The sequence below is a fragment of the Clostridium lundense DSM 17049 genome (genome assembly GCF_000619945.1).
GTDB lineage: Bacteria > Bacillota > Clostridia > Clostridiales > Clostridiaceae > Clostridium_AO > Clostridium_AO lundense.
In genome coordinates this window covers 1-22,106 of the sequence record NZ_JHVC01000032.1, presented here as the reverse complement: position 1 = coordinate 22,106, position 22,106 = coordinate 1, and the positions used below count along the sequence as shown (strand labels likewise).

Genomic DNA, 22,106 nt, shown 5'->3' with positions numbered 1-22,106 from the left:
ATTTTATTTGTTTAAACAATATCACTAAGATGATAGTATCACTAGGAAAATACATTCTAGGACTTTTTTATTTATACCAAAAAGAATAGGTAGTCTGAATAAAATGCAATTTACATGGTAAAGCTTATGGTTGAGGTGGTAATATGAAAAATAGGTTAATAATTGGAATTATATTAATATTATTTGTAGCTGCAATTACTAATCCAAGTAAAGAAAAATATATTGCTTATGTAAAAGAAACAAGTATACAGCAAAAAAACAATATAGTAGAAAGAGGGGTATATTCATTTTTCATTAGTCCTGTTATGAATTTAAGCACAACTAGTCATGATTATATATTTTTTACTATATTTGAAACTGATATAGGTGAAGCTATTAAATATAAGGCAATAGGAATGTTTAATAAATTTATATTAATAGGTAATGAAAAACAAGATATTAAAAATAATAGTGTGTACAAATTATAGTATTGCAAAGTCAATAATAAAGTATTTAAAACAAAAGTTAATTAAGAAAAATTATTGTAAAATAGATAATATTTGATATAATAAGAATATACAGACTATTTAAAAGAGGAGATATTACAGATAAACATTTATTTAGTATAAAATATTACTTTAATTTATAGAAATTTGTAGGGGGGATAACATGAAAAGTTTAAAAGGAACAAGAACAGCTGAAAATTTAATGAAATCATTTGCAGGAGAATGTCAAGCAAGAACAAGATATACCTATTATTCTAGTATTGCTAAAAAAGAGGGATATGTTCAAATTTCTAATATTTTTATGGAAACAGCAGAACAAGAAAAGGAGCATGCTAAAAGATTTTATAAATTTTTAAAAAGTGATTTTGTAGATGAAGGGATAGAAATACAAGCGTCTTATCCAGTTTCATTTCATGAAGAAACAGCTAATAATTTAAAAGCTGCAGCAAATGGAGAAAATGAAGAATGGACTGAACTTTATCCTGAATTTGCAAAAGTTGCAGAAGAAGAAGGATTTACTGAAATAGCCACAGTTTATAATAAAATATTAGAAGTTGAAAAATTTCATGAAAGAAGATATAAAAAATTATTAGAAAACATAGAAAATGGAACAGTATTTAAAAAGGAAAATACAGTAATGTGGAAATGTAATAATTGTGGATACATATATGAAGGAACTGAGGCTCCAAAAGCTTGTCCAGCATGTGCGCATCCACAGGGATATTTTGAAATATTTATAGAAAATTATTAAAGTGGAGAGTGATATTATGATATTTGACAAAATACAATTAGGATACCAATATAATGAGTTAGAACCATATATAGATGCAGCAACTGTAGAAACTCATTATGGGAAGCATTTACAGACGTATGTTAATAATTTAAGTGCTTTATTAGAAGGACATGATGAAATTGCTAAAAATAAGACTTTAGAGGATATATTATCAGATATTAATAGTATTCCTGAAAGTATAAGACAGGGTGTTATAAATCAAGGTGGAGGAGTAGCAAATCATAATTTCTATTTTTCTATTTTATCACCTAATCCTAAAAAAGCACCAGAAGGAAAGCTTTTAGAAGCTATAAATAATAAATTTGGCAGCTTTGAGGGGATGAAAGACAAGATAAACAACGTATCAATAGCTCATTTCGGTTCAGGCTGGGGATGGCTGGTTATAGATGAAAATGGAGAATTAGAAATAATAACAACTACAAATCAAAATTCACCATTGAGTATAAATAAAGAGCCATTATTAACTATAGATGTTTGGGAACATGCTTATTATTTGAAATATAAAAATTTAAGAGCTGAGTATGTTAAAAATATATGGAATGTTATTGATTGGTCAAAGATTGAAAGTATATATGAAGGCTATGTAAAATAGCAAATGAAGAACCTCATTTTCGCAGGAAAAAATATAAATATAAACTGTGAAGATGGGGTTTTTATACTAATACTATCAAAGTAACAATCATGTAATCTTAAGAAATTAAATAACTTCCATAATCTAAAGTATTTCGTATGGAAGTAATATTTTTATATGTGTTTTTTATTTGTTGTAAAGTTTTTATCACATCAGCATATTAATCATGTTTTCTAATTGAGTCTCTATTTTTCATGTCTTTTATGAATTTTATAATATCTCTATTTCTAAGTAGTTGGCTTACTAAAAGTTCATTGTTTTATTTCCATTCCTTCATATTATTTTAAATTTTATTTTTTTACTTAATAATAGACTTTAAAATTTACACGTTAATTAGGATAAATATAACTTTTACTCATTATAAAAATGAAAAAAATGTAGAAATATTTGTGAAATAAAATGTATAATTATGTTCTAAAAGGTGCTATTATGATAACAAATCATAACAATATAAATAAATATTGAATAATTATTAAGTGAGAGGAGGAATAAAATGAAGAAAATATTCGAGAAAATAAGAGGTAAATTAGGATTAATAGAGGAAATGTATGATTTTATTAGAATTGTGGATCCGGTTAATAAGAGTTCAATTATTATTAAAGTAAATAGAGTTAAAAAAATTAGTGGGACATGTTATGATTTTTGGGAAAGAGAGTTAGCTTGTAGTAATTGTATTTCTATGAGAGCATACAATAAAAAAGACACATTTATAAAAATAGAATATATAGGGAGTAAAATTTTTTTAATAACTGCAACTCCAGTATTGATAGATGGAGAAATATATATATTAGAAATGTTAAAAGATGTATCAAAGAATGGAAGAATATTCAGTAGCAAAAACAATTGTGATTTAGACATATATACTATGATAAATAAAGTAAATGACAAATTCATAATAGACGAGGTTTCGGAAGTTTATAATAGACAATATATAGATGAAAGATTACCAGTTGATATAAATAATTGTAATACCCATGGATATGAACTATCTGTAATTAAGATATCTATAGATTACTTAAAGGCCATAGAATATAAGTATGGTGAAGAAGTAGAAAATAAGATAATAAGAGATTTTGTTAAACTTGTTAGAAATCTAATTATAAGCAATTCACATTGGATTGGAAGGTATAATGAAGATTCGTTTTTTATTGTTTTGAATAATACAGATAAGTAACACGCCATAAATTTTACAGAGAAAATAAATAATTTGGCAAATGAATTTATACTTAAATATAATGATATAAATATTAAAATATCCCTAAGTGTTAAAATATATTGTGTTAAAAATGAAAATATGGATGTGGAAAAGATTTTAGAAGATATTAATAATAAATTTAGTTTATATAATGAACAATATGAAGATAGTGAAATAAATGAGTATAATTTTAATAAAAATAAGGATAAACTATATATATTAAATTGCAGAATTAATGAGTTAAGAGAAATTTTAAATGAAGTATGTTTAACATCAGAGAAAAAAGTAAACTGTGGAAAAGCATTAGAAATAAGTCAATATTTAGATAAGCTCATTGTAGAGTATATGTTAAAAGTAAGGAATGCTTAATGTTAAAAAGATGAATCAGGTTTTATATTAACTTATATATCCATAAATAAAGTATTAGCGGCTGTATACTAAAGTAGTATACAGCCTTTTTATATAATCTAAAGATTCAGTTTATAATAGTTATCTCCCCATTTGCACATCATACTAAGTATAGGCATTAAACTTTCACCTACATCAGTTAATGAATATTCAACTTTAGGAGGAACTTGAGGATAAACTTTTCTAATAACTAAATTATCTGATTCTAGTTCTCGTAACTGTTGAGTTAGCATTTTTTGAGTTATTTGAGGAATTAGTTTTTTTAATTCATTAAATCGCAGCGTTCCTTTTGTGCCTAGGTGCCAAATAATAAGAGGTTTCCACTTCCCACCGATTAAATCTATAGTAATTTCAAAAGTACATGTATAATTTTTATTTTTAAATTCCAAATTATTGCAACTGGAGCTCATAGTTATCATCCTTTCTACAGTATCCTTTTGGGTACTATAATACAAAATAGTGCGTACTTGTTATTTTTAGACTTAATTTTTATAATAATAGCATAAATCATAAAAGAAAACAATTAGGAGGATTTATAAATGAATGCAATATTAAATAGAAAAAGTATAAGAAAGTATAAGGACATAAATGTAAGTGACGAGATTGTGGAAGAATTATTAAGGGCGGGTATGGCAGCACCTTCTGCAGTAAATGAACAACCTTGGGAGTTTATAGTTTTAAGAGATAAGGAGGTTATGAAAAAGATAACTGAAGTACATCCATATTCACAAATGCTATTAAATGCAACTGTTGCAATTGTAGTTTGTGGAGATGAATCAAAGGAGATGTTTAAAGGTTTTTGGATACAGGATTGTTCAGCTGCTACAGAAAATATATTAATAGCTGCTGAAGAGAAGGGGCTAGGAGCTGTATGGTTAGGTGTTTACCCAATAGCAGAAAGGGTTGATGCAATAAAAGAAATTTTAAATTTACCAGCTAGTGTAATTCCTTTATCCATAATACCTGTTGGCTATCCAGATGAGAAAAAAGTAGCAGCAGATAGATTTAATAAAACAAGAATACATTATGATAGATGGTAATACAATTGTAGAGCTTTAAATATATAATAATTAATAATAAAAGTTGAATTTTAGATTTTAAGAAGGAGTTAAATTATATGAAAGTTGTTGCATTTAATGGAAGTCCTAAAAAGGAAGGTAACACATATCATGCTATAAAAATGGTAGCAGAGGAACTAGAAAAGGAAGGTGTAGAAGTTGAAATTATACATGTAGGAAATAAAACTATAAGAGGGTGTCTTGCATGTAATGCTTGCGCAAGAAATAAAAATGAGAAATGTATAATTGATAATGATGAAGTAAATGAATGGATACAAAAAATGAAGGAGGCCGATGGGATAATATTAGGGTCTCCAGTGCATTATTCAGCTATAGCTGGAACTATGAAGTCATTTTTGGATAGGGCATTTTATGTTGCAGGAAGTGGAATGTTAAGACATAAGGTAGGAGCATCTGTGGTAGCAGTTAGACGTTCAGGAGGAGTGACCACTTTTGAACAGTTGAATAATTATATTAATTATTCTGAAATGCTTATGCCTACTTCGAATTACTGGAATGTGATACATGGAGCGGCACCAGGAGAAGTTATAGGAGATGAAGAAGGAAAACAAATTATGAGAGTTCTTGGTAAGAATATGGCATGGCTTATGAAGTTAGTCCAAAACGGAAAAGGAACTGTTAAAGAACCAGAAAGAGAAGATAAGGTATTTACAAATTTTATTCGCTAATCCTTTAATAAAATGATGAGAAATATTTAATAGCCTGTATTCATAAGTGATTACAGGCTGTTGATTTTTGAAAGCTCTTGCTTAAATAGTTCAAGAAAGCGGTGTAATTCTTCACTACGAGAATGATCTTTTTTTAGTATTAAAGTCAAAAATACTTCTACACTAGGTATTGGTATAGATACCATTTTATCAATCGCCTTCATATCAGGGTGAAAGGTACATCCAATGCTGAAGGCATCTGTTGATATTACTATTTGTGATCGAGTTTCTCTTTCACTTACATTTATTATTTTTTCAGGATTCACAAGTCCTATAGAAAATATATCAGGAAAATCTGACATTACATTAAAGCGATAGTTTACAAAGGGGTAGTTATGCAACTTATCAAAAGGAAAAGGTTGTTTTTCTAGTAGAGGGTGTCCTTTACGTACATTTACATTCATATGCATACTACTTATAACATCAAGTATCAAGTTTTTGTTTGTCATAGTATTTATGTAGCTATCCAATGTGGTACGATTCATAAGTATAATGCCAAGTTGACTTTTGCCCATATATACATTATCAATTATCTCACTTGAGGAGCCAGTAGATACAGAAAAATCTAACTTTGAGCTGTTCTGAAATTCTTTACAAAGCTTTGCAAAAGCTTGTGATACTAATGTATGGTTAAACATACATCCAATAGAAAGTTTACGATAAGGCTCTTTTTCTGTTATTGCTCCAATCTTTTCAAATTCTGACATTATATTATTGGCATGTTCTAAAAAGCTTAGTCCTTCTGGCGTTATAGTTATTCCATGATTTGTGCGTTTAAAAATTTGAATTCCAAGCTCGTCTTCTAGTGAATTTATAGCAAAACTGATATTAGGTTGTGAAACATAAAGCTCTTTTGCAGCCTTAGAAAATGAAAGTGTACGTGAAACTGCCAGAGCATATTCTAATTGTCTAAATTTCAATGTTATCACCTTCCTTATATGTTATTGTAGAGATTATATATATAATTTACAATACTATTTATTATATTTATGCCGGTATAAATATAACGTATTAGACATACTATAGTTATCAGATTTAAAATGTTTTATATGAGGGGAGGTAACTATTTTGGATTATATATTATTAGAAGAATTGATTGAACAAAAACATAAAAAATTTGAAGAGATTAGCGATAAAATTTGGGAATATGCTGAGCCAGGATATAAGGAAGTAAATTCATCAGATATACAAAGACAAGTAATGAGTGAGGAAGGCTTTACTATTGAAAATGGTATTGGGGACATAACTACTGCATTTCGTGCTAGCTTTGGCAATGGAAAACCTATCATTGCTTTTTTAGGAGAATTTGACGCATTGCCTGAATTATCACAAAAGGCTGATGTTACACATAAAGAACCTTTATTAGAGGGTGGATATGGTCATGGTTGCGGTCATCATCTTTTAGGTACAGCATGTATGCAGGCATGTGTAGCTATAAAGGATTATCTTTTGCAAAATCACATTTCGGGAACTATCATATATTATGGATGTCCAGCAGAAGAAGGAGGAGCAGGAAAAGCTTTTATGGTTCGAGAAGGCTGTTTTGATGGTTGCGATATATGTCTAGCATGGCATCCATATTCTGCGACCATAGGTTCAATTTCTAGTCTTGCAAATGCACGTGTATATTATAACTTTGAAGGAATAAGTTCACATGCTGCGGTATCTCCACATTTGGGACGTAGTGCATTAGATGCTGTGGAGCTTATGAGTGTAGGAGTAAACTACTTAAGAGAGCATATTATTCCTGAAGCACGTATTCATTATGCTGTAACAAACTCTGGAGGCAATGCTCCAAATGTTGTGCAGGCAAATGCACAGGTATTATATTCAATAAGAACACCGAAAAATGAACAAGTGTATGAGTTATTAGACCGTGTAAACGCCGTAGCACAGGGTGCTGCAATGATGACTGGAACAAAGGTTAACATTCAAGTTGTTAGCGCATATGCTGATGTGGTGCAGAATAGAACTCTTGATCAGCTTGCATTTAAACATATAAGTGAAGTTTATCCTATAAAATATACAGATGAAGAGCTTGAGTATGCGAAAGCTTTTCATGATATTGGCAGTAAAGAAGAATGTCTTATGTATCAAGAAATGGCTAGAAGATTTTATGGTGAAAAGGGAGAAGATCTTTTTGAAGGTGCTATGGCAGATGCTGTATTTCCTCCTAATCCACAAAAAATGGGTTCTACCGATGTAGGGGATGTGAGTTGGAATGTACCAACTACATGGTTTAGTGGTGCCTGCTTTGCACTAGGGACACCTGCACATTCATGGCTTGCAGTGGCACAGGGAAAATCAAAAATAGCTCATGATGGAATGACAGCAGCGGCAACAGTTATGGCACGTTGTGCTATTGATATATTAAATGAACCCGAAATAGTATTGCAAGCTAAGAGGGACTTTGAAAAAGCTCTTGATAAAAAGACATATAAATCAATTATACCTAAGGAAACAAAAGCTGGAATAATAGAATAAAGGGCAATATTTTGAACAGATGGATGCAGGTATTATTTTTGTCGGATAGTGTAAGAATATTTATATATAAAAATGCGTTAGCGAATAGAAAGAAGTAATAATCTTTTGCTAACGCATTTTGTATTTAATTTAAAATAATTTTTATTAAGTTAGAGTAAAAGTGAAATCATTAATACTATAGGTATAAAGTTTAATTTGTGGAAGATAATATACATAGGAATTAAAGTCAAAGAATATAAATAATGAACATTGAAATAAACTAGCAGATGATTAGGTAAAGGTGGTAATGATAAAAAATAGAAATGATATTTATTTTTAAAATAAGGAGAGAATAAGGAAAATGGATTTTAGTTGGATATGGCAATCAATTCTTATATTCATTGTAGGAACATTTATTTTAAGAATAGGTGGAAGAAAATCAATTTCTCAAATGACAATATCCCAAACTATTGTGATGATAGGTTTAGGATCACTAATTATTCAACCTGTATCTGGAAGAGGATTACTTATTACTTTTTTAGTAGCATTTGTATTAGTTGTATTAATGATAATTACTGAATATATACAAGTTAAAGTAGATTTTCTAGAGACATTATTCTCTGGAAAAGCAGTAGTTGTTGTTGAGAACGGTAAACCTAATATTAAAAACATGAAAAAGCTTAGAATGTCAATAGATAAATTAGAAACACGTTTAAGACAGGATGGAATATCTTCAATAGAAGACATAAAGTATGCAACAATTGAAGTAAGCGGGCAACTTGGATATGAATTAAAGGATAGCAAAAAACCTGTAACAAATGAGGAGTTTATAAACTTGATGAATGAAATATCACAAATGAAAGCAATGATAATGAACAATACAATGACTCAGTCAAATGGCAAAAATAGTATTTTTCAAGAGATAAAAAGTAAAAAATTTGAGGGGAATAAAAATGAACCATAAAATATTATTGTAAAAGATAAAAGTTTTCAATTGAATATAATTATTATTTTAAGAGCTACTATTTTGGCATTTATATTGATAAAATGAAAAATAGGTAGAATTAGTTCTACCTATTTTTCAACATGTAGTATTATATTTAGAAAGATAATCATTCTTTTGGACATACTACATTTAATGATACAAGTTCAAAATCTGCTAGCCATCTATGATACCCTTTTCCGTCAATCATAAGGTCATAAAATGGTACCTGAGAGATAACTTTGATTATACGAACTATCATTCCTGGTTTGATAGTAGGCGGATGACCTTGTGATGTTAGTATTTTAGCAAAAGAACCTGGATAAAGAAGACCAAAGTAATTTGGATAAGAATTTACAGGTTCTAATTCAAATCCAGCGAACCAGCGATGAAGTTCGCCATTAGGTAGCTGTACTGCATATAAACTACCTATTTGCGGTGAAACTATAGTTCCTTTTGTACCTGGTTCTACTTCGGGTGGATGATGATAAACTAGAGATACAACTCTATCATTTCTTTGAAATTCTGGAGGACTAGGACACCAAACAGCCAATACATTCACCTTTCTTTTTTATTACACATTTATATAATATTAAAAGTCTAGAATAAATGTGATTAATTTTTAGATTATACTAGATATCTATATTAATTATCAATTATATAGATTAAGTTTAACAATAATTTTAAACTTATTAGTTGATTATGTTACTCTATGTGTTATAATAAAATTAATAAATGAGTATAATAAAAACAGGGTGCTACCAACACCCTGCAGTATACAATTCTAGTTGCTTAGGCAACTGATAAAGCCAATTATAAAAAAGTAGCCATACCAATTGCGAGGGTGGGCTACCTTTTTATTTTATCTATAAGTACGATAATTAAATTTATCAATGCTATCAAAAACGATAGAGCAGCAAAAACCACTATAAATATTTCGTACATATGTATCACCTCCCTTCTAAAAAAGGGGATAGGGATACCAGTTGCCCACACACAACTATATTGAATTGTATGTAAATAGTTTAGCACAATTATGTATTTGCGGCAATATTTTGCTTATATGTATGTATAAGTTATATAAAAAGCAATGGTCACATATCGTTTGGCATAGTAAAGCACTTGAATAACTTCAGGTGCTTATTTTTGTTATTAAAGTACCGTAAAATGGGTACTTTATTTTCCTCCATTTTAATATTGGTATGTATTGTTATATTTAATATACTTATTGTGAGAGGAGGGATACTATTAATAAGATAGAGGAATTACTAGAGTTAACAGAACAATTAAGAGATCATTTAGATCAATTAATTAATGAAAAACAGGATTTGTTAGATCAAGAAGTTATAGTAGCAAGCCAAATGTTAGATTCTATTTTAAATCAATATTATGAAGTACTTAGCAAAAAGAAAGTGGACAAGTAAGTAATGGTAAAGAAATAAGTAAAGTTTTATATACATAAAAATTTATTCAGCGGTTATTATAAACCTAAAGGAGAGATGAGCTATGAGCAATAAATTAACTGTAACTAAAAAGAAAATGGCTGCTTTAGGTTTACAAAAAACTGAAAGAGGAGATTATGATTATATAGATCCTGAAGAAAAGAATAAATCAAAATATAAACCTGTTAGGAAAGAGTATAAATAATAAAATAAAGTACACTTTGAAACAGTGAAATAATTAAACCCTTTTATGGTATGTTTGCCATGAAAGGGTTTAAATTGTTTTTATACAAAATAAAATTTTACTTATTTTTATTTGTATTTTTTATATAAAAAAATAACTTTATAATTTTATTAATAAATCCAGATTAATTTTATTATAATTCAGTATAGTGAAATTAATGTTTTTAGAAATTATATGGTAAAATATAATAAAGGAAACAAGCTTAAGAAAGGCTTATTAAATAACAATAGTGAAATTTAGCATTGATATTAAAATTCATTTAGGAGGCGATGACAATGTCTCGGATGACAAAAAAAGAATTGGCTTCTTCACTAAAGAAATTAATGGAAAAAACATCATTAGAAAAGATTACTATAAAAGATGTAGTAAAGACTTGTGGTGTTAATCGTCAGACTTTCTACTATCATTTTCAGGACATATATGATTTATTAGGATGGATTTATAAAACAGAAGCATTAGATGCTATTGAGGACTATAAAACATATGATACATGGCAAAAAGGATTTCTTAAGACATTTCAATATGTAAAAAAAAATAGAGCTTTTTGTATTAATACATTTCATTCATTGGGCAGGGAACATTTAGAGGAATTTTTATATAATGTTACTTTTGATTTGTTAATTGGTGTAGTAGAGGAATTAGCTGAAGGAAAAAATATTCCACAGGAAAGTAAAAAGTTTATTGCTAATTTTTATAGCTATGCTTTCATTGGGTTACTTATGGCATGGTTGAAATCAGGAGCACAGGAAACTCCAGAAGATATTATTGAAAATCTTAGTAAGCTCATTGAGGGAGATATAGCAAGGGCAATCGAAAAATATGTTCAGGGATGATATGTTTAGTTATCACCCCTGATTTTTATTTTAATGATATGGAAAACAGTGAAATTTGAATCTGTAAATTAAAATAATAAAGTAGGATAACATAATAATTGTAGCTATATATTTTATAAAAAATGAGGTGAAAAGCATATGAAATCTTTTAAGAGAATTTTAATTTTTGTTCTAATTATATTAATTATGCAACCATATCAATGCAAAGCTATGAATGGTGACAAGGTATGTATACTTATGTATCACTCTATAGGTTATGAAAAAAATAATGGCTTAAGGATGCCTGAAAAGCAGTTTAGAGAGCAAATGAAATATATAAAAGACAATGGATATACTACACTGTCTATGGAAGAACTATATAGTTTTTTTGCGGAAAATAAGCCTATACCTAAGAAATCTGTAGTTATAACTTTTGATGATGGATATTTAGATAATTATAAGTATGCATATCCTATACTAAAAGAATTTAATATTAAAGCTACAATATTTGTTATTGCAAGTAATATAGACAAAGACAATAGATCTATGAATTCAAAGCAACTTAGAGAACTACAAAGTAATAGAATAGATATACAAAGTCATACATTAAATCATGAAGAGTTAAATAAACTTTCATATGAAAAACAGCTAAAAACTCTAAAAGAATCAAAGAGTATTATTGAAAAAACTTTAGATAAAAAAGTAAATTATATAGCATATCCTTGTGGTAAATATAATGAGAATACAATAAGGGCAGCAAAAGATGCAGGATATACTATGGGATTTGTAACAGGAGGAAAAATTGCAAGGAAAAGTGATGGAATATATACTTTGCACAGAATGGGGGTAGTTGCTAGTGATGGAATGGATGTATTTATAGGAAGGTTAAATCAGTAATTGAAATAATAAAGTAGTAGATCATTACTAAAACATAGACTAAGGATAAAATTGATTTCATAAGTATATTTTTATTTTCTAAAAAATATTTTATAACATAAAAGAATTTATATTAAATTTTAATGGTATTTATTTGGAAAAATTAACATTAATGTGAAAGGAATTTCAATAGTGTTTGTAGAAGAACTTATTCAGAAGCGTAGCATCATAATGGTGTCCTATAAAATATAAAAGCTTATAGAAGGAGAGTATGCTTTGAATAAGAGAAATATAGATACGTCATTTAAAATAATATATATATTGCATGTTAGTATATTACTTGTTTTATCTATAGGTAGATTTTTAATTAGGTCAATATTTAAAGAGCAAATATATAAGTTTATAATTTATTATTGTATGATTATTATAAGTATAGTTTGGATTACGAATCCAACTTTAACTTTATCTAATAGAAAAGTAGGAAAAAGTGAGAGTTTTGATACTAGAATTATGGGCATTATGCTTATGATTCTAATGATTTTAAAATTAATAGATTTATTTATGTAGCATTTATAAAAAAGCAGAAATATGAAAAGCCACTCAATATAATGTTGATTATTTTGAGTGGCTTTTTAAAGAACAATTTAGTTTAGCAAACTATATGATTTTAAAATTTTAAAATCATATCATACCACTGAGCACCACCATGTACTGATTTAGATATGCCTTTATTTACATATCCAAATTTTTCATAATAATGAATAAGTCTATCTTTACAAGTTAAGATAACACCTTTACGGCCAGAGTTGCTTGAAAATTTTATCATATAATTCATTAACTGTGCTGCAATGCCTTGATTACGATAGTCTGGCATTACATCAATACCAAAAATAGTTTGATAATCTCCATTTGGAATATGTAGTGAAGCATCTTTATACAGCTCATCATAGATAACAGTTTCATTTGTAATACAACCATTAATAAATCCAATTATCTTTCCATTTAGCTCTGCTATAAAAAAGCTTTCTGGAAATGTTTTAATACGTTGTTCAAAAGATTCTCTTGTAGCAGCTTCTGCATTTGGAAAACAAGTTGCCTCTACTCTTGTTACTTCATCTAAATCATTTATAGATACTTGTCTAATAGTAATATTCATTACAATCTTCCTTTCGTTAAAAGTCTTTTCTTAAGTAAATCATATCAATAAGTTGTATACCACATTCAAAAATTGGGTGATTATAATTATCTGTAAAGAAATTTTTAACACGATGAGATATAACAAATCCACAAGACTCATAAAAGGGAATTGTAAGAGGACTATCTCCTGTGCCAACAAACATGGTTTTACATTTGCCATTATAATAATCAAGAATGTATTTTACAAGTTGTTTACCATAGCCTTTTCCTTGAAATTTTTCATAAGTAGCTATGTTTTTTAATTCATATATGTGGTCACCCTCACATGTTACAACGCAAACACTTTTTAAATCGTCGTCATAGAGAGCAAACATATCTCCACGTTCCAAATATTTATCAATCATATCCTCTTGTTCATCTGCTAAGAGCAGCAAGTGGAGAAATTGCTTTTTATTATTTAAAATCATTTTAATTTTCATAGAAGACCTCACTTAATATAAGTAATTATTGGTACGTAAAATTTTTATATTATAAATTAATTATAACACATTATATTAGGATTTTATGGCATAAATTGTATATATAATAGATATTAAGGGAAAACATAAACCATCTTTAAAATATTTACAGAGTAGGATATAATATATGTTATGATATTTGTGGGCTGTAGCCCTATAAGATATGGAGGAATAAACTATGAATTTTAAGAAGCTATTATCTATTGTAACTGTAACTATGCTTACAGTTGGAACTTTAACAGGTTGTGGAAATAGTAAATCTAATACAGTAGAAAGTAAACCTTCAACAAAAACTGACATAGTTGTAATTGGTGCAGGAGGAGCAGGACTTTCTTCAGCAGTAGAAGCTAAAAATGCAGGAGCCAATGTTATAGTTATTGAAAAAATGCCAATGGTAGGAGGAAATACTTTAAGGGCAACTGGAGGAATAAATGCAGCGGGAACTAAATTTCAAAAGGAAAAAAATATAAAAGATACCGTTGAAAAATTTTATGAAGATACAATGAAGGGCGGATATTATAAAAATAACCCCGAATTAGTTAAAGTCTTAACTTCTCAGGCTGCAAGTGCAGTAGAGTGGTTATCAGATTTAGGTGCAGATTTAACAGATGTAGGAAGACTTGCTGGAGCAAGCAATGATAGAGCTCATAGACCTGCTGGTGGTGGGGAGGTTGGTTCAAATATAGTAAAAACCTTGAAAAAAGCAGCAAAGGATAGAAAAATTGATATAAGACTTAATAATAAAGCCGTAGAAATATTAAAAGATGATAAAGGAAACATAAAAGGGGTAAAAGCCTTAAATGAAGAAGGAAAAGAATATACTATAGATACAAAGTCAGTTATTATTGCAACTGGTGGGTTTGGAGCTAGTGAAGAAAAAGTTGTTAAATATAATCCTAATTTAAAAGGATTTGGGACAACTAATCACCCTGGAGCAACTGGGGATGGAATTGATATGGCTGTAAAATTAGGAGCCGAACTTACACAAATGGATCAAATACAAACTCATCCAACAGTAGTTCCTAAGACAGGTATGATGATTACTGAAGCAGTAAGAGGAAATGGAGCTATACTTGTAAATGGTGAAGGAAGTCGTTTTATAAATGAATTAGCTACAAGAGATGTAGTATCAAAAGCTATACTTGATCAAAAGGGGAAGACAGCTTATCTTTTATTTGATGATAATGTTAGAAAGAGTTTAAAAGCTATAGAAAGCTATATAAATATGGAGTTAGTGGTACAAGGAAATTCTGTAGAAGATTTAGCTAAAAAGATTAATGTTAATCCAGAGATATTAAAGAAAACGGTTAATAATTATAATGGATTTGTAAAGAACAAAAAGGATGTTCAATTCAATAGAGGGGACATGCCTCGTTCTTTTGGAAATGGTAAGTACTATGCTATTGAAATTGCACCGGCTGTTCATTATACAATGGGTGGTATAAAAATTAATAAAAATGCTGAAGTATTAGATAAATCTGGACAAGTTATTAAAGGACTTTATGCTGCTGGAGAAGTTACTGGAGGAGTTCAAGGAGGAAATAGACTAGGTGGAAATTCTTTAGCAGATATAGTTGTTTTTGGTAGAATAGCAGGAAAAAATGCAGCTGCTTTTGTGAAATAAACAGAGTTCTTGACTTCAGAGAGAATAGTCATCGGATAAATTTTTTAACTAACGGAGGAAAACATGATGAAAAAAATAATTTTATCAATGGTAATAGTTTTGACTCTAGGAACAGCTCTTATAGGATGTGGAGCTGAAGGAGCATATAAAGATGGGGAATATAAGGCTAAGGGAAAATCTCGTAATGGTGAAATGAATATAACTGTAGAAGTTGCTAAAGGAAAAATAAAGAATATAAAAGTTGAATCAGATGAAAAGGATAATGGAATTTTAGATGGAGTAAAAAATGTACTAATTCCAAAAATAATAAGAAAACAATCTACAGAAGGAGTAGATGGTGTTACAGGAGCTACGATATCTAGTAAGGCTATATTAAAAGGTGTAGATGAAGCTTTAGCTGGAGCGAAGAAATAGTTCTATAGAGCATAGATTATAACGTATAAATTATAGGGCAGGATTTTTGGAAAAAAATCCTGCCCTATAATTTTATACCATGATTATATGCCATAATGAATAATATATTTATTTTGTTCAATTGCCTTAGATATGAGATTTGCTAGTTCTACTAATTCTTTAGATTGACGAAATTTTTTTGAGGAAAGAATGATGTCTTGAAACCGCATTAAAGATTCTGGTGGAATTAAGGTAATACCATAATAGGCAAGACCAAAATCAGGTCTGTTCATGGTATGAAAATAGGTTTTCATGGTTTTTAATGAACCTACTAATAAATTTATAATATCATCATGGACAGAAATACAGTGGTATTTTTCAGGAGTATATTCATCTCCATAATCCTTGTCTTTCTGAAGATTGTCAATTATTCCAAATTCATGATTGCACATATAGTGGCTCCTTTGATTAGTATCTTCTAATTTATACTCTTTTTATTTGTAAACAAAATATCCATAAAGCTAATACCAAAAGCAGTGCCAAGGGGAGTAGCTATGTGATTTAATATATTCACTTCTCCCTTAATTATATATGTTAATATAATATTTACTGTTAAAAATCCTATGAAAATAAGAAAAAATCTAAATAATCTTTTTTTAATTTGTACAACTCCTGTTATAATTTATATATAAATTATAGCATACTTGTTTTATGTACTCTTAAAAATATGAATATTTAATACCTACATACAGGATAATAAATACAATGGGCTAATTAATACTAAAGTATTTTAATCTTAAAAAATAAGTTTAAGAAAGGAAATGAATATGAAAATTGTTGTGATCGGTGCAGTTGCTGCGGGGACATCTGCTGCTGCAAAGGCTAGAAGAAATGATGAAAGTGCAGAAATTAAAATATTTGATATAGATTATAATATATCTTATTCTGGTTGCGGATTACCTTATTATATAGGAGAACAGATAGAAGATAGAGGAGAAATAGTACCAAGAGATGCCGGATTTTTTAAGAAGAAATATAACATAGATATATTTATAAGGCATGAAGTATTAAAAATAAATATTAAAGATAAAGTTTTAATTGTAAGAAATCTAGATACAAGTAAAGTTTTTAATGAAAGCTATGATAAACTCATAATTGCAACTGGAGCAAAACCTGTAGTGCCTAACATAAAAGGTGCTGATTTGGAAAATATATTTTATTTGAGAAATGTTCAGCAGGCGGATAAAATAAAACAATACATATTAGTTAACAATCCTAAAAAGGCAGTTATTGTAGGAACGGGATTTATAGGTCTTGAAATGGCGGAGAATTTAAAAGACTTAGGAATTGAAGTTACCCTTATAGAAAAACTTAGTCAAGTTACTCCAGGACTTGATACTGATATGGCAGCCTATGTGGAAAAATACTTAAAAGATAAGGGAATAAATATAATTTTAAAGGATTCAGTTATTGAATTAAATAAAGGGGATAGAACTACAGAAGTGGTTCTTCAAAGTGGTAAAAAAATTAATGGAGATTTTGTAATTATGGCAATAGGGGTAAAGCCAAATGTAGAACTTGCTAAGGAAGCAGGTATAGAAATAGGAGTAACTGGTGCTATAAAAGTTAATAAAAATATGCAAACAAATTATGAAGATATATATTCTTGTGGTGACTGTACTGAAGGATTTTCATTAATAACAGGTAAACCTTTATTCAGACCTCTAGGCTCTACTGCAAATAAAATGGGTAGAATAGCAGGAGACTCATTAACAGGTGGAAAACTTCAGTTTAGGGGTGTACTAGGTACAGCAATTTTAAAAGTTTTTGACATGGCAGTAGCACAAACAGGACTTTCAGAAAAAGAAGCTATAAGTGAAAGTTTTGATGTAGTGGTATGTCATAATATCAAATTAGATAAACCAACCTATTATAATGGAAAAGAAATGATTATAAAAGGTATTGCAGATAAGAAAACTGGTAAATTACTTGGAGCTCAAATTGTGGGATATGGTGGAGTTGATAAAAGAATTGATGTATTTGTTACTGCAATAACATATGGAGCTAATGTAGAGGATTTATTTCATCTTGATTTAGCCTATGCACCACCATTTTCAACAGCTAAGGACCCTGTAATGTATACAGGTATGATTTTAGATAATGCTATAAATAGAGATAAAAAGCTAATAACTCCAAGGGAAGTTCCTAAAATTATTGAAAAAGAGAAAGATGTTACTGTTATAGATGCAAGAGTTGAAAAACAGTATGAAGAAGCACACATAGAAGATGCCATTAATATTCCTCATGAATGTATTAGAGAAAGCTGCAATAAATTAGATAAAGAAAAAACAATTATAACTTACTGTAATAAAGGTGTAACTGGTAATGCAGTTCAGAACATATTAATTAATAATGGCTTTAAAAAAGTTTATAATATATCTGGTGGATACAACAATTATAAAATTCAAAAGAAGGAATGATTTAAAAAAATACCTACAGTTATATGTATTGTAGGTATTTACTATATTTGTATAAAAAAATAATTCTTATGGAACAGAATAGGTTTATTTTGGTTTATTATTTTCAAATCTATAGTGCCCAGTGATAGGTGCTCCTTTAGAATAGCTAATTAATGCATCTTCTTCTCTTATAGGTTGTGCTGCATTATGAATAATATAGGGTACCCCCTGCCTGTTTCTTTTGTCCGATACAATAGCAATATGAGAGTAACTTTCACCAAATATAACAATATCTCCTGGTTGCCATTCACTTATTTTATAAGGATCTAAAGTGTAGGACACTGCGTTATAATCAAAATAAACTTTTAAATTAGGAACTCTTCTAAAATCAATATTTCTATCTGGCTTTCCAGCTACTCTTGGATATAGTGATAAATTGTTTTTTATATGCTCGTCTACCATATCTTTAAGAGAATAACCAGCATTTTTAAAGGCTCGCCATATGACATCTGTACAGACCCCTTCATTTTCTGGAGGATATCCTCCGTTATGATAAACACTTATATATTTTGGCTTATTTTCAGCATCATTTCTAGCACCTAACAAAATATCAGTATAATCATCTATACCGTTTTTATTATAATCATTTTTACTTTTTATAGTTTCAATACCAAAATCTTTAGCTGTATAAGATTTCTTAGGAATTATGTTAAAATAGGAGAGAGTAATATATGTAGTTATAAAAATAGCTAATATTATAATAAAAGAAATAAGTAACTTCTTTTGTTTAATTTTCATAGTATCACTCCTAAGAAAATATTGCTTGTCTAGGTCCCGAAATATGGAAGGCATCTATGCCTAAAGTATAGTACATCAATATACTGAAATCAAGGAAATTATAAATATGGTAAAAATTTTAGTGGGTATAGTGTATAATGGGTGTAATCCCAATAGATATAGAAGAAAAATAATTTAGAATCTTTTTAAAAAAGTCATTATTTAAGACCTTAATTATCATTATGCATTTGGACAGAAAATTCCATAGCACCTAATGCAACAATGCGTTTTATATCTTTTGGTGATGTGATTTTACAGCAATTAAAAGACTCTTTAAGGGAATAATTTTTGGCCAAGTTAACAGCATTTTTCATATATCCTTTATAAGTTGAGGTGCTACCTCCAACAACTATAACATCAGGGTTATATAGATTGATTATACTAGCAAGAGCAAGTCCAAAGTAGGTGCTAGCTTCTTTTATAATTTTTAGTGCTCCTTCATTTTCGCATTGGATAAGTTTAAGAAAGTTTTCAACATCTGTTTTAGCTCTGTTTAATATTCCAGCACCACTTGAAACGCTATTTAGGGTAGTAACTTCATTATTTAACATAATAGGTATAGAGCCTAATTCTCCAGACCATCCTTTTGAACCTGAAATAATAGAACCATTAGTTTTAACTGCTAAAGCAATACCTGTACCAACCATTATTACAGCAGTTGTATACCATTCTGGATAATTTATGGTTTCTGCCACCAATGCAGCTTTTACATCATTAATAAAGTGTACATTGTAGCTATCAGCACTAAAATATTCAGACTTTATTCCATTTAGATTTGGAAGTACATATGAAACTATTAATGTATTTTTATTTTCTACAAGTCCGGGCATGGCTATTCCAATACCTGCAGGGATGAATGGCAGAGAAGAAATAAATGAGTCTATTTCATGTTTTAAATATTTTGGAGTAACGTTTATTCCTGTCGATACCTTTTTTTCAATATACTTGCCATTGTATTCAGCTAACATATACATTTTTGTACCACCTATATCTACGCCTATAAATTTATTCATTGTTTCCTCCTTACTTTTAACTAAGAGTTATGTTTATGTAACGTTTTTTCATTACATCCAACTAATACTAATGCTAAACCTAGTAGTGCCATAACAAATATACAACTAAACCAAAACATTTCTACTTCTCCGTCTGTAGAAATCATAAAACCTATTATAATAGAGTAAATATAAAATAATAATGAACCTAATAAAGGACTTAGAAGTATAATTGCTATTCCATAATTAATTTTATATCCGCTATCATCAGTTTTAATTCTATTAACAACATCCTTTTTTATATTTTGTTTTATATTCATATAGCTCACCTTTCGAATTTCTTTCAAACTGTATATTAAAAAATTATATCAATACATAATTATAACATTTATTACAACAATATGAAATGGAGTCGGTGTGGGTTAAGATAGTGGAAATATTAAAGCGAATAGTCATAGAATAAAAAATAATAAATTTGCTTAATTTTGTTGAAAATAGAAATAATCGAGGTATAATAATACAAAGGAGAGATAATATGCTGAAACTAAATTTTTTAGGTAGAGGTAGTGCCTTCAATATTAAAGAAGGAAATACAAGTGCTTATATAAAAAATGGGAAAGATTTTATATTGTTAGATTGCGGAGAAGACATCTTTGAAAGAATAATTAATAATAATTTATTAAATGATGTGTCAAATGTATATGCTATTATAACACATCTAAATTCAGATCATGTAGGAAGTTTAAGCAGTCTAATTTATTACTGTTATTACATTAAGAAGATTACACCTAATATTTACTTTCCAGGTGCAGAACTTCAGCAATTATTGAATTTAATGGGTCACTATAAAGAATTTAATTTAACATTACCAGAAGTAGCTATAAATTTTAATATAAATAACATATGCTTTAAGTTTATACAAGTTACTCATATTGAAAAAATGAATTGTTATGGAATAATAATAAAAGATGAAGATAGTTTAATATACTATAGTGGTGATAGTAATAATATATCAAAAGATATATTAAATAAATTAAATGAAATAGATTATATATATCAAGACACTTGTTTAGCTGATTATAGAGGTAATCCTCATTTGGCATTAAGAAAATTGAGTGAGTTAATTGCTAAAGAATGGAGAAGTAAAGTATATTGTATGCATATTGATAATGATGAATTAATAACCCAAGCTAGAGAACAGGGATTTAATGTGGTGGAAATAAATTAAATTATTAGGAGATGATATTATATGGGAAATTTAACAAGTTGTATTATTGGAATAATCTTTATTGTTATTGGATTAGCAATGAAGTTATATCCGCCAGAGCATATTAATAATACCCTAGGATATAAGACACCTTTTGCTATGAAATCTAGAGACACATGGCTTGAAGGCAATCGTTTTTCTGGTAGCATGCTATTTTTGGGTGGTGTTATTTTTGTACCATTTTCAATATTAATAAATCATCTATATAGAAGTAATATAGAGTTAGCAACAAAGATATTAGGAGTAAGTTTATTAATAATTTCGCTAGCAATTATACTAATTACAGAAATTCATTTAAGAACGTTATTTAATAAAAATGGAGTTAAAAAGGAAGCAATGTTAAAATAATTTTTCACAAAACTCTATTTTAGTTATGGTTCATATTTATAAATGAAATATAAATCATAAATAAGGATAATTTTTATCCAATAATTCTACGAAAACATTTTGATTTCAAATTTTTCGGAGTCTGTGAAAAAAAGTCTGTAAATTACAAAATATAGCAGCTTTCTATGATAAAATATAAATATCATAGGAGGCTGTTTTGTTATGGGTAAGAGAAAAGAAAGATTAACAGAGGGAAAAAAGAATATTATTGCTGATTTAATTAGGGAGTATGACATTCAATCTGCTGAGGACATTCAAGACGCATTAAAAGACCTTCTTGGAGGTACTATTGAAAGCATGCTTGCAGCTGAGATGGATAACCATTTAGGGTATTCTCCATATGAGCGTACTGATGTAGAAAATGCACGCAATGGA

At 28.7% G+C, this 22,106-nt stretch carries 29 protein-coding genes; 20 read left to right on the top strand and 9 right to left on the bottom strand.

Features of this window, described 5'->3' with window-relative positions:
- Positions 1-143: 143 nt before the first annotated feature.
- The 5 genes from T514_RS0121130 to T514_RS0121110 all read left to right on the top strand — a co-directional run bounded on the left by T514_RS0121130 (position 144) and on the right by T514_RS0121110 (position 3,473).
- Entirely contained in the window at positions 144-467 is a 324-nt protein-coding gene (locus T514_RS0121130) for a DUF4359 domain-containing protein (protein ID WP_027626539.1), read from the top strand.
- Between the two features lie 181 nt (positions 468-648).
- Positions 649-1,236 carry a rubrerythrin gene (gene rbr / locus T514_RS0121125; RefSeq protein ID WP_027626538.1) on the top strand — a complete coding sequence of 196 codons (588 nt, stop codon included), beginning with the start codon at positions 649-651 and terminating at the stop codon, positions 1,234-1,236.
- Positions 1,237-1,255: 19 nt separating this feature from the next.
- Complete coding sequence (locus T514_RS0121120; RefSeq protein ID WP_027626537.1) at positions 1,256-1,870, top strand: superoxide dismutase; 615 nt, start codon at positions 1,256-1,258, stop codon at positions 1,868-1,870.
- Between the two features lie 532 nt (positions 1,871-2,402).
- Positions 2,403-3,083 carry a GGDEF domain-containing protein gene (locus T514_RS0121115; protein WP_027626536.1) on the top strand — a complete coding sequence of 227 codons (681 nt, stop codon included), beginning with the start codon at positions 2,403-2,405 and terminating at the stop codon, positions 3,081-3,083.
- A 33-nt stretch (positions 3,084-3,116) separates the two neighbouring features.
- A complete protein-coding gene (locus tag T514_RS0121110) occupies positions 3,117-3,473 on the top strand; it encodes a Spo0E family sporulation regulatory protein-aspartic acid phosphatase (RefSeq protein WP_027626535.1) in 357 nt (118 codons plus the stop codon).
- A gap of 98 nt (positions 3,474-3,571) precedes the next feature.
- On the opposite strand, the gene T514_RS0121105 is transcribed toward T514_RS0121110, so the two are convergent.
- Positions 3,572-3,922 (bottom strand): winged helix-turn-helix transcriptional regulator, encoded by a 351-nt coding sequence (locus tag T514_RS0121105; protein ID WP_027626534.1) that lies wholly within the window; start codon positions 3,920-3,922, stop codon positions 3,572-3,574.
- A 129-nt stretch (positions 3,923-4,051) separates the two neighbouring features.
- Here T514_RS0121105 and T514_RS0121100 point away from each other — a divergent pair, with 129 nt between their 5' ends.
- On the top strand, positions 4,052-4,552 hold the full coding sequence (locus tag T514_RS0121100; RefSeq protein WP_027626533.1) for a nitroreductase family protein: 501 nt from the start codon (positions 4,052-4,054) through the stop codon (positions 4,550-4,552).
- A gap of 77 nt (positions 4,553-4,629) precedes the next feature.
- Entirely contained in the window at positions 4,630-5,259 is a 630-nt protein-coding gene (locus T514_RS0121095; protein WP_027626532.1) for a flavodoxin family protein, read from the top strand.
- Between the two features lie 50 nt (positions 5,260-5,309).
- Here T514_RS0121095 and T514_RS0121090 read toward each other — a convergent pair whose 3' ends face one another.
- Complete coding sequence (locus T514_RS0121090; RefSeq protein WP_027626531.1) at positions 5,310-6,218, bottom strand: LysR family transcriptional regulator; 909 nt, start codon at positions 6,216-6,218, stop codon at positions 5,310-5,312.
- Between the two features lie 148 nt (positions 6,219-6,366).
- Between T514_RS0121090 and T514_RS0121085 the strand changes: the two genes are divergently transcribed.
- Both T514_RS0121085 and T514_RS0121080 read left to right on the top strand, forming a co-directional pair.
- Positions 6,367-7,782: an amidohydrolase gene (locus T514_RS0121085; protein ID WP_027626530.1), complete on the top strand. Its 1,416-nt coding sequence runs from the start codon at positions 6,367-6,369 to the stop codon at positions 7,780-7,782.
- 340 nt (positions 7,783-8,122) lie between these two features.
- The gene (locus T514_RS0121080; RefSeq protein ID WP_027626529.1) at positions 8,123-8,725 is read left to right on the top strand and encodes a DUF421 domain-containing protein; all 603 of its coding nucleotides are present in this window, start codon (positions 8,123-8,125) and stop codon (positions 8,723-8,725) included.
- Between the two features lie 148 nt (positions 8,726-8,873).
- Here the strand turns inward: T514_RS0121080 and T514_RS0121075 are convergent, their stop codons facing one another.
- On the bottom strand, positions 8,874-9,296 hold the full coding sequence (locus T514_RS0121075; protein WP_027626528.1) for a hypothetical protein: 423 nt from the start codon (positions 9,294-9,296) through the stop codon (positions 8,874-8,876).
- Positions 9,297-9,990: 694 nt separating this feature from the next.
- Between T514_RS0121075 and T514_RS26370 the strand changes: the two genes are divergently transcribed.
- From T514_RS26370 to T514_RS0121050, 5 genes are all read left to right on the top strand, one after another.
- Positions 9,991-10,167, top strand: coding sequence for an aspartyl-phosphate phosphatase Spo0E family protein (locus tag T514_RS26370; RefSeq protein WP_084284813.1), 177 nt, complete (start codon positions 9,991-9,993; stop codon positions 10,165-10,167).
- A gap of 82 nt (positions 10,168-10,249) precedes the next feature.
- A complete protein-coding gene (locus tag T514_RS27085; protein ID WP_169735842.1) occupies positions 10,250-10,390 on the top strand; it encodes a hypothetical protein in 141 nt (46 codons plus the stop codon).
- Positions 10,391-10,704: 314 nt separating this feature from the next.
- Positions 10,705-11,262, top strand: coding sequence for a TetR/AcrR family transcriptional regulator (locus T514_RS0121060; RefSeq protein ID WP_027626527.1), 558 nt, complete (start codon positions 10,705-10,707; stop codon positions 11,260-11,262).
- Positions 11,263-11,400: 138 nt separating this feature from the next.
- Entirely contained in the window at positions 11,401-12,138 is a 738-nt protein-coding gene (locus T514_RS0121055; protein ID WP_027626526.1) for a polysaccharide deacetylase family protein, read from the top strand.
- Positions 12,139-12,393: 255 nt separating this feature from the next.
- Complete coding sequence (locus tag T514_RS0121050; protein ID WP_027626525.1) at positions 12,394-12,684, top strand: hypothetical protein; 291 nt, start codon at positions 12,394-12,396, stop codon at positions 12,682-12,684.
- A 100-nt stretch (positions 12,685-12,784) separates the two neighbouring features.
- Here T514_RS0121050 and T514_RS0121045 read toward each other — a convergent pair whose 3' ends face one another.
- Both T514_RS0121045 and T514_RS0121040 read right to left on the bottom strand, forming a co-directional pair.
- Complete coding sequence (locus tag T514_RS0121045) at positions 12,785-13,273, bottom strand: GNAT family N-acetyltransferase (RefSeq protein ID WP_027626524.1); 489 nt, start codon at positions 13,271-13,273, stop codon at positions 12,785-12,787.
- Positions 13,274-13,289: 16 nt separating this feature from the next.
- Positions 13,290-13,733 (bottom strand): GNAT family N-acetyltransferase, encoded by a 444-nt coding sequence (locus T514_RS0121040; RefSeq protein ID WP_027626523.1) that lies wholly within the window; start codon positions 13,731-13,733, stop codon positions 13,290-13,292.
- 217 nt (positions 13,734-13,950) lie between these two features.
- Here T514_RS0121040 and T514_RS0121035 point away from each other — a divergent pair, with 217 nt between their 5' ends.
- Complete coding sequence (locus T514_RS0121035) at positions 13,951-15,396, top strand: flavocytochrome c (protein WP_027626522.1); 1,446 nt, start codon at positions 13,951-13,953, stop codon at positions 15,394-15,396.
- A gap of 66 nt (positions 15,397-15,462) precedes the next feature.
- Positions 15,463-15,810: an FMN-binding protein gene (locus T514_RS27470; protein WP_027626521.1), complete on the top strand. Its 348-nt coding sequence runs from the start codon at positions 15,463-15,465 to the stop codon at positions 15,808-15,810.
- 83 nt (positions 15,811-15,893) lie between these two features.
- Here T514_RS27470 and T514_RS0121025 read toward each other — a convergent pair whose 3' ends face one another.
- The gene (locus T514_RS0121025) at positions 15,894-16,241 is read right to left on the bottom strand and encodes a hypothetical protein (RefSeq protein WP_027626520.1); all 348 of its coding nucleotides are present in this window, start codon (positions 16,239-16,241) and stop codon (positions 15,894-15,896) included.
- 375 nt (positions 16,242-16,616) lie between these two features.
- On the opposite strand from T514_RS0121025, the gene T514_RS0121020 reads away from it, so the two are divergent.
- The gene (locus T514_RS0121020) at positions 16,617-18,269 is read left to right on the top strand and encodes an FAD-dependent oxidoreductase (protein WP_027626519.1); all 1,653 of its coding nucleotides are present in this window, start codon (positions 16,617-16,619) and stop codon (positions 18,267-18,269) included.
- 84 nt (positions 18,270-18,353) lie between these two features.
- Here T514_RS0121020 and T514_RS0121015 read toward each other — a convergent pair whose 3' ends face one another.
- The 3 genes from T514_RS0121015 to T514_RS0121005 form a co-directional block, all read right to left on the bottom strand.
- On the bottom strand, positions 18,354-19,046 hold the full coding sequence (locus tag T514_RS0121015) for a DUF1287 domain-containing protein (protein WP_034869872.1): 693 nt from the start codon (positions 19,044-19,046) through the stop codon (positions 18,354-18,356).
- A 209-nt stretch (positions 19,047-19,255) separates the two neighbouring features.
- The gene (locus tag T514_RS0121010) at positions 19,256-20,098 is read right to left on the bottom strand and encodes an ROK family protein (RefSeq protein WP_027626517.1); all 843 of its coding nucleotides are present in this window, start codon (positions 20,096-20,098) and stop codon (positions 19,256-19,258) included.
- A gap of 20 nt (positions 20,099-20,118) precedes the next feature.
- The gene (locus tag T514_RS0121005; protein ID WP_027626516.1) at positions 20,119-20,397 is read right to left on the bottom strand and encodes a hypothetical protein; all 279 of its coding nucleotides are present in this window, start codon (positions 20,395-20,397) and stop codon (positions 20,119-20,121) included.
- Positions 20,398-20,612: 215 nt separating this feature from the next.
- On the opposite strand from T514_RS0121005, the gene T514_RS0121000 reads away from it, so the two are divergent.
- The 3 genes from T514_RS0121000 to T514_RS0120990 form a co-directional block, all read left to right on the top strand.
- The gene (locus tag T514_RS0121000; RefSeq protein ID WP_027626515.1) at positions 20,613-21,305 is read left to right on the top strand and encodes an MBL fold metallo-hydrolase; all 693 of its coding nucleotides are present in this window, start codon (positions 20,613-20,615) and stop codon (positions 21,303-21,305) included.
- A 21-nt stretch (positions 21,306-21,326) separates the two neighbouring features.
- Positions 21,327-21,692: an SdpI family protein gene (locus T514_RS0120995; protein ID WP_027626514.1), complete on the top strand. Its 366-nt coding sequence runs from the start codon at positions 21,327-21,329 to the stop codon at positions 21,690-21,692.
- 201 nt (positions 21,693-21,893) lie between these two features.
- The coding region (locus T514_RS0120990) for a transposase (RefSeq protein WP_027626513.1) at positions 21,894-22,106 on the top strand (213 nt) is incomplete at its 3' end.